12 protein-coding genes are annotated in these 12,048 nt (G+C 64.8%); 4 read left to right on the forward strand and 8 right to left on the reverse strand.

From position 1 onward, the window contains the following. Positions 1 to 10 precede the first annotated feature (10 nt). Together ACZ0AV_RS11315 and ACZ0AV_RS11320 are read left to right on the forward strand one after the other, a co-directional pair. Positions 11 to 592 (forward strand): adenylyltransferase/cytidyltransferase family protein, encoded by a 582-nt coding sequence (locus ACZ0AV_RS11315; protein WP_499151101.1) that lies wholly within the window; start codon positions 11 to 13, stop codon positions 590 to 592. Continuing rightward, positions 589 to 1,299: an NUDIX hydrolase gene (locus tag ACZ0AV_RS11320; protein ID WP_499151102.1), complete on the forward strand. Its 711-nt coding sequence runs from the start codon at positions 589 to 591 to the stop codon at positions 1,297 to 1,299. The genes ACZ0AV_RS11315 and ACZ0AV_RS11320 overlap by 4 nt, the downstream gene beginning before the upstream one ends. A 190-nt stretch (positions 1,300 to 1,489) precedes the next feature. Here the strand turns inward: ACZ0AV_RS11320 and ACZ0AV_RS11325 are convergent, their stop codons facing one another. The 8 genes from ACZ0AV_RS11325 to ACZ0AV_RS11360 form a co-directional block, all read right to left on the reverse strand. Next, a complete protein-coding gene (locus tag ACZ0AV_RS11325; RefSeq protein ID WP_499151103.1) occupies positions 1,490 to 1,921 on the reverse strand; it encodes a carboxymuconolactone decarboxylase family protein in 432 nt (143 codons plus the stop codon). Beyond that, positions 1,918 to 2,541 (reverse strand): FMN-dependent NADH-azoreductase, encoded by a 624-nt coding sequence (locus ACZ0AV_RS11330; protein WP_499151104.1) that lies wholly within the window; start codon positions 2,539 to 2,541, stop codon positions 1,918 to 1,920. Before ACZ0AV_RS11330 ends, ACZ0AV_RS11325 begins: the two co-directional genes overlap by 4 nt. Next, complete coding sequence (locus ACZ0AV_RS11335; protein ID WP_499151105.1) at positions 2,538 to 2,987, reverse strand: GNAT family N-acetyltransferase; 450 nt, start codon at positions 2,985 to 2,987, stop codon at positions 2,538 to 2,540. The genes ACZ0AV_RS11330 and ACZ0AV_RS11335 overlap by 4 nt, the downstream gene beginning before the upstream one ends. Positions 2,988 to 3,083: 96 nt before the next feature. Beyond that, positions 3,084 to 3,503 carry a DUF4174 domain-containing protein gene (locus ACZ0AV_RS11340; protein ID WP_499151106.1) on the reverse strand — a complete coding sequence of 140 codons (420 nt, stop codon included), beginning with the start codon at positions 3,501 to 3,503 and terminating at the stop codon, positions 3,084 to 3,086. A 109-nt stretch (positions 3,504 to 3,612) separates the two neighbouring features. Continuing rightward, positions 3,613 to 5,526 (reverse strand): arginine decarboxylase, encoded by a 1,914-nt coding sequence (gene speA / locus ACZ0AV_RS11345; protein ID WP_499151107.1) that lies wholly within the window; start codon positions 5,524 to 5,526, stop codon positions 3,613 to 3,615. A 133-nt stretch (positions 5,527 to 5,659) separates the two neighbouring features. After that, positions 5,660 to 6,031 carry a translation initiation factor Sui1 gene (locus ACZ0AV_RS11350; protein WP_499151108.1) on the reverse strand — a complete coding sequence of 124 codons (372 nt, stop codon included), beginning with the start codon at positions 6,029 to 6,031 and terminating at the stop codon, positions 5,660 to 5,662. 109 nt (positions 6,032 to 6,140) lie between these two features. After that, entirely contained in the window at positions 6,141 to 6,674 is a 534-nt protein-coding gene (locus ACZ0AV_RS11355; RefSeq protein ID WP_499151109.1) for an NUDIX hydrolase, read from the reverse strand. A gap of 3 nt (positions 6,675 to 6,677) precedes the next feature. Then, positions 6,678 to 7,745 carry a DUF2333 family protein gene (locus ACZ0AV_RS11360; protein WP_499151110.1) on the reverse strand — a complete coding sequence of 356 codons (1,068 nt, stop codon included), beginning with the start codon at positions 7,743 to 7,745 and terminating at the stop codon, positions 6,678 to 6,680. A gap of 348 nt (positions 7,746 to 8,093) precedes the next feature. Here ACZ0AV_RS11360 and ACZ0AV_RS11365 point away from each other — a divergent pair, with 348 nt between their 5' ends. Both ACZ0AV_RS11365 and ACZ0AV_RS11370 read left to right on the forward strand, forming a co-directional pair. Continuing rightward, positions 8,094 to 9,707, forward strand: coding sequence for a diguanylate cyclase (locus tag ACZ0AV_RS11365; RefSeq protein WP_499151111.1), 1,614 nt, complete (start codon positions 8,094 to 8,096; stop codon positions 9,705 to 9,707). A 1,127-nt stretch (positions 9,708 to 10,834) separates the two neighbouring features. Then, positions 10,835 to 11,878: a methyl-accepting chemotaxis protein gene (locus ACZ0AV_RS11370; RefSeq protein ID WP_499153348.1), complete on the forward strand. Its 1,044-nt coding sequence runs from the start codon at positions 10,835 to 10,837 to the stop codon at positions 11,876 to 11,878. Positions 11,879 to 12,048 lie beyond the last annotated feature (170 nt).

The following is a 12,048-nucleotide window of genomic DNA, read 5'->3' on the forward strand; positions in this document are numbered from 1 at the left end:
GAGATTCACCATGACGCCATCCCCCCTGCAGTGTCTCGCGGCCGGTGCGGACCAGCCGATGCCGCAGCGCTTCGCCGTGGCCGTCTATGGCGGCGCCTTCGATCCGCCTCATGCCGGCCATGCCAGCGTGATCCGCCGCGCACTGGAGAGCTGCGATCACGTGCTGGTGGTACCGAGCTACCGACACGCCGATGCCAAGCGCATGGCCGACTTCGACCTGCGCTGCGCCTGGGTCGAACGCATGGCCGCACGCTTCGGTGAGCGGGTAACGTGCTCGCCCGTGGAGCACGAGCTGGGCGCTGACGGCCGGGTGGTCTACAGCTACGACCTGATGAGCCGAATCGCTCAGGATCACGCCCTGGCTTCGCAGCGCCTGGCGCTGGTGATCGGCGAGGATAACCTGACGCGGCTCGCCACCTTCCACCGCGCCGCCGAACTGCGTGAGCGCTTTGGCCTGCTGGTGGCAAGCGAGGAGATGACCGTGCACAGCAGCGCGATTCGCGCGATGATCGTCAGCGGACAAGCGATTCCCGCAGCCTGGCAACTGCCGGAAATCCAGGCTGACATGACTATTTACAGGAGGGCGATGTGAGTTCTGTTGAAGTTCTGGCCAGTGTCGACCTGATCGCCTTGCGCATGGAGGCCGAGAGCCGCCGGCTGCATGTGCTGCTGCACCGCCGCGAGCGTGAGCCGTTCATGGGCCAGTGGGCGCTGCCTGGGGTGATCGTCAATGGCAGCACCCGCGACGCCAATCTCGAAGAAGCAGCCCACCGTGTGCTGCGCGACAAGGCCCAGGTGCTGCCACGCCACCTCGAACAGGTCGGCACCGAGGGCAGCGCCGAGCGTGACCCGCGCGGCTGGTCAATGAGCACCTATTACCTGGCACTGCTGGCGCCGGATACCGCAACCGCCGATGACGGCCTGCGCTTCGTGCCGCTCGACGAGGTGCTCGACGGGCGCCTCGCCTTGCCCTTCGACCACCAGCAACTGGTGCGCCTGGGCGTCGAGCGCCTGGCCGGCAAATCCGTCTACACCAGCCTGCCGCTGTACCTCGCGCCGCCGCGCTTCACCGTGCTCGACGCCCTGAACGCCGCCCAGGCCTGCCTGGGGACGACGATCAACAACACCTCGCTGCGCAAGCGCCTGGAGCGGATGAAGGAAGCCGGCTGGATTCGCGATACCGGCGAAAAGAATTTCCCGAAGATGGGCCGCCCCCAGCAGCTCTGGGAGCTGACCGAGCAGGCCGACGGCATCTACGTGTTCGACCGCAGCCTGCTGGCAGACCGCGCAGGTAGCTGATCTTGGTACTCGGAGCGGCTGTACTGCTGCTGAGTATGAAGGGCAGCAAAGCGGCGCAAGCGACCGGTCGTACGGTGGACGACGCCTCACCTACGCGGCCCGACCCGTCCACCGCTCTGCGATTGCAATGGTGGATGAAAAGAGCGTCATCCACCCTACGGTTGCTCTCGCCTCTTAGCGTCTCTGCGGGCTACTGGCGCATGCCGATCGCCAGCCGATTGAAGGCATTCATCAGCGAAATGGCGAAGGTCAGATCGCTGATTTGCGTCTCGTCGAAATGGGCCTTGAGCGGCTCGAAAGCCTCATCCGGCGCATTGGTTCGCGCCACGTCGGTCAGCGACTCGGCCCAGGCCAGCGCCGCGCGCTCAGCGGCGCTGAAATGCGCACTGATCCGCCAGCCAGCCAGACTGTCGAGCTTGCTCTGTGCCATGCCGCCCTGGCGCAGGGCCTTGGCGTGCATCTCCAGGCAGAAAGCGCAGCCATTGATCTGCGAGATACGCAGGTAGACCAGTTCGATCAGCGGCAACCCCAGGCTGCTGACAGCCAGGGCGTTCTTGGTGGCCAGCAGGCCTTTGTAGGCGTCCGGCGACAACTGGCTGTAAGGCAGGCGCAAGGTGCTCATGAGGCGATATCCTTAGACAGAGTGAGGGGAAAATAGGCCGTGCGTTCCAGCTGCTGCAACGCGCCCTGCAGCGCGGCCTGCTCCGCGTCGGCACCGTGGGCCATGCCCTGCAGATGGACGAATTCCGCCTGCGTGATGCCTAGCGTGCCCAGCACATGGCGCAGGTACGAGGTGAGGAAGTCCGGCTGCCGCGCACGCTCGCCCTGGTAGAAGCCGCCTGCGCTGACCAGCACCAGCGTGGGCCGATCCTCGAGCAGGCCAACTTTGCCCTGCGGCGTGGCGGCGAATGTGCGGTGGATGCGCAACACGTAATCGATCCACAGCTTGAGCGCCGCGGGCACCGCAAAGTTGTGCATGGGCGTGGCGATGATCAGGCAATCGCTGCGCTCCAGCTCGCCGATCAACGTCTCCGAGCAGGCAAACGCCGGGGCATCGAGCGGCGCAGAACGCGTCAGCGCCGTCGCATAGTCGGCACTCAGCGGAGGCAGCGGCTGGCCTGACAGGTCTCGTTCAATTAGCTCGGCAGCCGGCCAACGTTGCTCGATCACCTGGCGGGCCAGGCGATTGCCGCGCGCGTGTAGCCCATGAGGGCTGCATTCGAGTAACAGGATGCGTTTCATGCGCCGATCTCCTGCAGCGATTGGGCGAAGTGCATGCCGCGCGCGAGCAGGCCCTGCCGGTAGTAGAAGCGTTGCGCCAGGGCATTGCCCAGGCCGGTGTCCAGCACAAGATGGGCACAGCCGTTACGCAGCGCCTCGCCGCGTACCGCCTCGATCAGTTGCTGACCCACGCCGCTGCGCTGCTCGGTTACGCGGGTCACCAGGTCATCGAGGTAGACGAACCGCCCGTAGAGGGTGTTTTCCTGCAGCCGATAACCTGCCACGGCGACCACCTCGTTACCTCGCCAGGCAGCGAGCAGCCGATACCCCTGAACGGCCTGACGACCGATCTGCTCGGCGAACGCCTGGGCATCCTGGAGGTGGGGACGCAATTGGCACATGACCGCGAAGCACGCGAGGGTCTGGGCCTCGTCATCCACGGCACGAAGGATTATGGAGCTAGACATGGGTGCGTCCTCGGCAATCGATGGACGCTACTTTATGGCCAGGCTGGCCCTGCCAATAGAGCCAAGATCGTGCAAAAGCACTGATCCATCAGCGGATCATTCGCTCTGGCGCATCGGCATGCGGTCGATGGTGCTGAAGATCGCCTGCAGGTCGGCATCGGCGCCTTCCTGAACCTTCTTGCCGCCATCCTTGCCGACCAGAATCACCTGCGGGCGGCTGGTGCCGGCGTCCAGCGCCAGCAGCAGGCGCTTGGTGGCGATGCCGTCCAGCGGCTGGTCGTTGCGGCTGCCCTGCTGCCCCACCACGGTATACAGCACCATGTCGCGCTCGACGAACGCCTCACGGTTGGCAGGCTCCTGCAAGGCCCGCTGCACGCGCGCCAGCAAGGGATCATCAGCGCTTGCGGCGAGCACGATCAGCGGACGGGTTTTCCAGCGCTCGGCCTGTAGCGGATCGTCCGCCGCCTGAGCCAGCACCGGCAACGCCGCTAACAGCATGCTCAACAGGCTCTTCATCATGCGTCTCCTCTGGCGGGTGCCACCTGAAGTGGCCGATGAGTGTGACGCCATCGGCACCCGCTCGACCAGACAGCTTCGTCGATCGGCCGGGTGCCTCGCCGCCGGATCAGTACGACAGGTACGAGGAGCGCGTCAGCCCCAGGCGCAGCGCGTCGAGGTACTGGGTACGCTCCCGCACGGTGATCTTGGCGCTGGCCACCTTGTCGCGGTAGTGGGTCATCAGTTCCTCGGGCGACAGGTGCACATAGCGCAGCATGTCCTCGATGGTGTCGTGGGTCTCGATACCGGCGTGGTAGATGCTGCCGTCAGCGTTCTGGTAGATGTTCACCGAGTCGGTGTCACCGAACAGGTTGTGCATGTCGCCGAGGATTTCCTGATAGGCGCCGACCAGGAAAATGCCCAGCACGTAATCCTCGCCGTCGCGCAGCTCGTGCACCGGCAGGCTGGTTTCGATGGACTGCTCGTCGACGTACTGATTGATCTTGCCGTCCGAATCGCAGGTCAGGTCCTGCAGCACGGCGCGGCGCAACGGTTCCTCGTCCAGGCGATTGAGCGGCAGGATCGGCAGGATCTGACCGATCGCCCAGGTGTCCGGCAGGCTCTGGAACACCGAGAAGTTGCAGATGTACTTGTCGGCCAGCTTGTCGTTGAGCTCGTCGAGCACCTGGCGGTGAGAGCGTTGGCGGGCCTTGAGCTGGTTGTACAGGCGGCGACAAATGGCGAAGTAACACTGCTCGGCCAGGGCCTTCTGCGGCAGATCGAGCTTGCCGGCGGAATACTGCGCAGCCACCTCACTGACGTAGTGGGTCGCGCGCCAGTACGTTTCGGCGACCATCTCCGGGTCGCTGTCCTCGAGCAGGTCGATCAACACCTGCAATACTTCCGGACGTTCCTGACCGGGGTCGATGACAGGCACGTCGTCGTTGTGGCGCTCGACGTCGGTCACCTGCACCAGCAACACGGCGTGGTGCGCGGTCATCGCCCGACCGCTTTCCGAGAAGATGTGCGGGTGCGGGATTTCCTGGCGGTCGCAGAACTCCTTGAGCATGTCGACCACCGCGTCGGCGTAGTCTTCCATGTCGTAGTTGATCGAGCTGGCGTTGCGCGAGTGGGTGCCGTCGTAATCCACGCCAAGACCGCCGCCAACGTCGATATGGTCGACCGGCAGGCCGAGCGCGCGCAGCTCGCCGTAGTAACGAATGGCCTCGCGGAAGCCCTTGCGGTAGTCGGCGATGTTGGCGATCTGCGAGCCCATGTGGAAGTGCAGCAGGCGAATGCCCTGATCCAGGCCGGCCTTGCGGAAGCGCTCGACCACGGACAGCAGTTGCGCCGCCGACAGACCGAACTTGGACTTCTCACCGCCGGTGTCGGCCCACTTCGACGACGCCAGTGACGACAGGCGCACGCGCAGACCGATCTGCGGCGCGACCTTGAGCTCGGCCGCCTCTTCGATCACCAGGGAAACTTCCGATTCCTTTTCGATGACGATGAACACGTTGTGGCCGAGCTTCTGGCCGATCAACGCCAGGCGTATGAACTCGCGGTCCTTGTAGCCATTGCAAACGATGGTGCCACCCTTCGGCGCCAGCGCCAGCACGGCCAGCAGCTCGGGCTTGGAGCCGGCTTCCAGGCCGATGGAAACGTTTTCGGTAGCGATGATGTTCTCGACCACCGCTTCCTGCTGGTTGACCTTGATCGGGTACAACGCGGTGTAGCGGTTGCCGTATTCCAGGCGCGCGATGCTGGCGTCGAAGGCACCGGTCAGCTTGCGTACGCGGTCCTGCAGAATATCCGGGAAACGCACCAGCAAAGGCAGCGACAGGCCGCTCTGGCGCAGCTCGTCGACCTGCTCGTAGAGGTCGATGGGTGTGCTGTCCGGCCCGTTGGGGCGCACTTCGACACGGCCTGCGTCGTTGATCGAGAAATAACCCGCGCCCCAATGGCGGATGCCATAGACACTGCGGCTGTCGGCCACCGTCCATTGGCTTCCATCGTCCTTGCGTGTGCGTCGTGCGGCCATCGAGGTCTCCCCTGTAGCGGATTGGCTGATGCGGTCGATCAGGTCGACGAGCATAAGGCCTGAAAATGACGGTTGCTCGGCAATGGACTGGCCGGGCAATCGGTAAGTTTAGAACGTTGTCTGCCGGCGGCTTTCAGCCGCCGGACTTCTTGGCCTTGAAGCCGCGCTTGAGCAGCTCGGCCAATAACAGGTCGACGTGCTCGCCCTGAATCTCGATGACGCCGTCCTTCAGCGAGCCGCCGCAGCCACAGCGTTTCTTCAACGCCGAGGCCAGCTCCTTGAGCGGCTCCTCGGCCAGCGGCACGCCGCTGACGGTGGTCACCGTCTTGCCGCCGCGGCCTTTGGTCTCACGGCGCACCCGGGCAATGCCATCGCCCTCGGGAATCGCCGTGCTCGAACAGTTGCAGGCGTCCACCGGTTGCGAGCAATCCGGGCAATGCCGACCTGCATCCGTGGAGAACACCAGGCCACCCAGGCCGGCGAATGAAGAGGCTTTCTTGACCACCGCGTTTTTTCCTCAGTGGATGGGAGCGGCGCAGTGTAACGACAAAGGCCGGCGATGCTAAGAAGCGAAATGCGCCAACCCCTGATGGATTGGCGACTCCGCACGGCGACTAGCGATGGGCGAGATAATGCTGCAGGGCTTGCAGCGAGTCAGGGCAGTAGGGCTTGGCATGGGTGTCGAGCTGCGCGGCCGCAACCGTCATGAAGCGCGCTTCGAGCACTTCCTCGGGCTGCAGGATCAGCGGCGCATCGGACACCGCCGAAAATACCGCGCACCACAGGCGGTTTTCCGGCTGGTCGAAGAAGAACCGCCCATGGTCACGCAGCGGCGCCTCACGAATGCCCAACTCTTCGGCCAGCTCGCGCTCGGCCGACTGTGCATACCCTTCGCCTGCCGCCACCATGCCACCGGCGGCGATATCCCAATAACCGGGGTACACCGCCTTGCTCAACGTACGCCGATGCACGCAAAGCTCACCGACCGCATTGAACAGCAGGATAAAGGTGCCCCGCCCGATCAGGCCGCGAGTGCGCAGTTCGGCGCGCGGTAGCGCGCCCAGCACATTGTCGTGCTCGTCGACCCAGGCGATCAGCTCGGCATCCGAGGCGGCGCGGTGCGCCACCTCGGTTTCGGCGATGGCCATCGATCAGCCCTGGGACAGCAGCTGGCGCAGGTCGATGACCGCGGCGTTGGCCCGCGAAATGTAGTTGGCCATGACCAGCGAGTGGTTGGCGAGAACGCCGTAGCCGCTGCCATTGAGCACCATCGGGCTCCACAGCGTGGCCTGTGCCGCTTCCAGTTCGCGGATGATTTGCCGCACGCTGACCGTGGCGTTCTTCTTGGCCAGCACGTCGGCGAAATCCACTTCGATGGCGCGCAGCAGGTGCGACAGCGCCCAGGCCTGGCCACGTGCCTCGTAGAACACGTTGTCGATCTGCAGCCACGGCGTTTCGTAGGTGCGTTCGACCACCTCGGGCACCTGCCCTTCGGCCAGCTCCGTGGTCTCGGTTACATCACTGTTCAGGCGTACCTGGCCAACGCTGGCCGATAGCCGCTGCGACAGGGAGCCGAGGCGCGTGGCGACGTCGCCGAACCAGTTGTTGAGGTTGTCGGCGCGGGTGTAGAAGCGTGCGCCGCCTTGCCCCTGTTCGGACAGCCGAGCGAGGTAGCGGTCCAGCGAGTCGATGCCCTCGCGGTACTTGGACTCGGTCGATGGCAGCGCCCAACTGCGGTTGTCGAAGTTGAAGTTCGGCTCGGCGCGGGCCAGGTCGCCGTCCTCGGTGGATTGCGACTGCGAGCGGGCGAAGTCCTTGCGCAGCGCGCGGGAGAAATCACGCACCTGCACCACCACGCCATATTCCCAGCTGGGCATGTTGTCGAGCCACAGCCCCGGCGGCGCCAGGTCATTGGCCAGGTAGCCGCCCGGCTTGTCGAGCAGGGTCTCGGCGACCTGCTTGAGGGTCTCCACCGAGGTATAACCATTGACTACCTGGCGCTGGCTGCTTTCGGCGGCAGCCTGCACGCGCTGCTGGACCGGGAACAGATCCGGCTCCTGGCTCCAGTACCAGCCGACGACCAGCGCCACCAGCAGGTAGGCACCCAGCAAACCGACGAGCAGACCACCGAGTCGCCCACCCGCGCGGCGGCGTGATCCTGCGGTCGCGCCCTCGTCGGCACCGTGAGTGCCAGTGGAGCGGTTCTTCCAATCGAGCATGGCGATTTTCCTTTGATGTGCGACGTACAGGCCTTCGACCACAGGCCGCTTGCAGGGTTGCGCTAATACTTGGCCAACCCGCCAGGCCGTTCAGCCTACGCCGCCTACTATAAGGGAAGGCTGCCCGTGCGCGCAGCGTGACAACCTGTTCACGACATGACGGCGCCGACACGGTCCACGAGTACCGTCAATGCTGCCTGCCAGCCGAAGATCGCTTTGCATGCTATGGCCACCCTGCGGGGCGATTCACAACATTAGTGCCAAATGACTGTCAAAATAATCGCCCGGTGATAGCATGGAGCCATCACTCGGTAGCGACTCGCCGCCACCCGCAGCAGATCAAGACCCATGCCCGAGCACGAAGACCCCAGCCGCGACCGCCTCAAGCAGCATTTTGCCCAGCGCGTCATTCACCAGGCCCGCCAGGTACTGGAGGTGTGGCAGCGCCTGCAGCGTGCCGAATGGACCGATGCGGGCATGCACGAGCTGCGCGAAGCCGCGCAACTCCTGCAGCGCTATGCGGAGCGCTTCGAGCAGGCCGAGCATCGTCAGCTCGCCCAGCAGGTCGTCGCGTGCCTGAGCACGGTGGGCGCCAACCGCGGCCGCCTCAACAGCGACGTGATCAGCGAACTCAACCAGCTGATGCAGCGCCTGTCCCGCACCGGCCTGCGCCATGGCGACCGCTTCGAACAAACCACCCTGCCGCCGCTACGCAAGCCGGTGTACCTGGCGCTGCAACACCTGGAGCGCGCCGAGCGCCTGGCCCAGCAGCTGGATTTCTTTGGCATGAACGCCAAGCCGCTGGACACCGCCAACGCCTTTCGCGCCGCCATGCTCGAACGCCACCCCGCGGCCATCCTCATGGAGATCGACTTCGCCGGCCCGGGCAACGGGCTGCTACTGGCTCAGGCGGTGCAGGAAGGCCTGCAGGAAAAGATTCCGCTGCTGTTCTACAGCCACGAGGACACCGATACGCCGACGCGCCTCGCTGCGGTGCGCGCCGGGGGCCGCGAATTCTTCACCGGCACGCTGGACGCCTCCAGCCTGCTCGAACGCATCGAGGTGTTGACCCACGTTGCCCAGTACGAACCGTACCGGGTACTGATCGTCGACGACTCCCGCGCCCAGGCCACCCACACCGAGCGCGTGCTGAACAGCGCCGGCATCGTTACCCGCACGCTCACCGAGCCCATTCAGGCGATGGCCGAACTGGCCGAGTTCCAGCCGGACCTGATCATCCTCGACATGTACATGCCGGCCTGCAGCGGTACCGAGCTGGCCCAGGTGATCCGCCACAACGACCGTTACGTCAGTGTGCCGATCATCTACCTGTCGGCCGAGGACGACCTCGACAAGCAACTCGATGCCATGAGTGAAGGCGGTGACGACTTCCTCACCAAACCGATCAAGCCGCGCCACCTGATCGCCACCGTGCGCAACCGGGCCGACCGCGCACGCAATCTCAAGGCGCGCATGGTCCGCGACAGCCTCACCGGCCTGTTCAATCACACGCACACGCTGCAGTTGCTCGAGGACGCCCGCTTCCGTGCGCAGCGCGACGGGGAGCCACTGAGTTTTGCAATGCTCGATATCGACTTCTTCAAGAAGGTCAACGACAACTACGGCCACCCGATGGGCGACCGAGTGATCAAGAGCCTGGCGCTGTTCCTCAAGCAGCGCTTGCGCAAGAGCGACTGCATCGGGCGTTACGGTGGCGAGGAGTTCGCCGTGGTGATGCCCAACACCGACGCCCGAACGGCCGCCAGGGTGCTCGATGAAGTGCGCAAGCGCTTTGCCGAGATCCGCTACCCCGCGCAGCCCGAAGACCTCAGTTGCACCTTCAGTTGCGGCATCGCCGAAATGCACGATGACCTCGACAGCAAACACTTGTCGCAGCGTGCGGACGAAGCGCTGTACGTCGCCAAAAATGGCGGGCGTAATCGCGTCGAGGTGTATCGCTAGGCTGACTCGACCCCTGGCCGGCGACCTGCCTGTCGGGTTGCTATCGCCTGTCGCCAGCATGGCGCGCCCAGGCCCCTCGTATGTTTTTGGCGTCATTGATGTGACGCAGCCCTCAGCGTCATACCGCTGTCATGAAGGCGCAATACCGTACCGATACCGCCGCACTGCATGGCGCAGTGCCAGCACCGTTCAGTCGTCGGTCGAGCCCCATGCGCCTTAAATCACTTACCAACCTCAACACCCTGCTGCTGGTCGGCGTCGGCATCGCCCTGGCCTGCACACTATGGTGGTCACAGCGGGCACTGGAGCGCCCTTACGTACTGATGGAGCAGTACCTGGGCCTGTCCCAGCAATTTCAGCGGGAAGCCGCGGGAAATATTCTGGGTTATATGGAGAGCGGTGACGCGCTACGTCACAGCGCGGCGGTGCAGAGCCTCGATGCGTTGCAGGCGAACGTTGCCGAGCTACCGGCCAATCTGGCGGGCGATCTGGGCAACAGCTTGCAGGAGCTGAAAACCTTCGCCGCCGACCAGTTGCTCGCGGCCGGCAAGCTGTCAGCAGACCCTCAGGGCTTGCTGATTCAGGCCGAGCGGGAAATTGCCGACACCCTGTCGCAGATCGCCAGATATGCCGACGAAGGGGGTGGCAATCTGGCGCAAACCTATCGCCGCCCGCTATTCGAGGCGTCGCAACATCTCACTCGCCTGGCATTGGCCCGCGACAAATTGGTCAGCAGTGGGCGCAGTGAATTGGCCGCAGACGTAGAACGTGAGGTGCAATCACTGCAGGAGCAGGCCAGAGTCCTGGACAGCCTGGCACTGCTCGGTGTTGCGGATGAAGCCGCAGGCGCTAACGCCTTCGCCTCGCTGATGGGGCTGGACAATGGCGATCAGCAAGCCGAGAAAGAGGATCGCGGCATCGCCCTCAAACGCGAACTCATCAGCCTGCTGAGCCGCTACCCCGGCGAACTGGCGCGTACCCGCGGCCTGATTGAACAGCGCAGCCGGCTCGCCGGCGCCACCCGCGCCCGGCTGGCTGCCGTGCAGCAATCGTTCACCACCCTGGAGCCCCAGGTGCGCGCCGAGCATGGTCGCATCCAGGGCGAAGTGCGCCTGATCCTCGGCATCATGGTGGCCCTGATCCTGTTCATCGCACTGGTCATCGACACCCTGCAACGACGCCTCAGCCGCCTGCTCGAACGCCTGGTGCCGGCCCTGTCGGCCTGGGCCGCCGGCGATTTCAGCCGCGAGGTTCACCTGGCCACCAATACCCGTGAACTGCGTGACATCGAGGAATCACTCAATCGCCTGCGCGCCTACCTGGTCGATCTGGTTGGCACCATTCACCAGCATGCTGCCCAGGTTTCCGCGTCCAGCCACACTCTGGCGGACCTGAGCGGCGGCCTGCACGACGGCGCCGAACGCCAGGCGAGCGATACCGCACAGATCCGCGACGCCCTTGGCGAACTGGAAGCGACCATCCTGCAGGTTGCCGAAGATGCCAGCCAGACCGCCACCGCCAGCCACGACGCCGATCGCGCCCTGGCCCAGGGCCAGAGAGTCATCGGCAACAGCCTGACCGGCCTGCATGCACTGGTCGAGGAGGTGCAGGGCAACGCCCAGGCCATCGAACGCCTGGCCCGGGAAACGGACACCATCGGCAGCGTATTGACGGTCATCCACAGTATCGCCGAGCAAACCAACCTGCTGGCCCTCAATGCCGCCATCGAAGCCGCTCGCGCGGGCGAAGCGGGTCGCGGCTTTGCCGTGGTAGCAGACGAAGTACGCACCCTGTCGCTGCGCAGCAGCGCTGCCACCACGCAGATTCAGGACGTGATCGGCCGCCTGCAGAAGGCCGCCAACGGCTCACTGGTGGCGATGCGCAGCCAGGTCGAACACGCCGAAGCCACGGCGGGCCAGGCGCGCGCCGCCGACGGCGCACTGGACGAAATCGTCAGCGCGATTCGCACCATTGCCAGCATGGCCGGCCGCATCGCCGACGCCACCGCCTACCAGGGCGGCGCCGTCAGCGAAATCCGCGATCACAGCGAGCGCATCCACCACCTGGGCAGCGACAACCTGCGGCGCATCGGCCAGGGTCGCGAACAGAGTGGCGAACTGCAGGAGCTGAGTGGACAGTTGAACCAGGCGGTACAGGCGTTTCGGGTGTAGGCCGACAAAAAGCGAGAGCGGACTTTCGGTGATTCATTGTGGGAACGGGCCATGCCCGTGATTATTCGCGGGCAAGGCCCGCTCCCAAGGTCGTAGGGTGGACGACGCCTCACCTACGCGGCCCGAACCGCCCACCGCTCTGCGATCGCAATGGTGGATGAAAAGAGCGT

This window comes from Pseudomonas sp. AC532 (assembly GCF_979258965.1).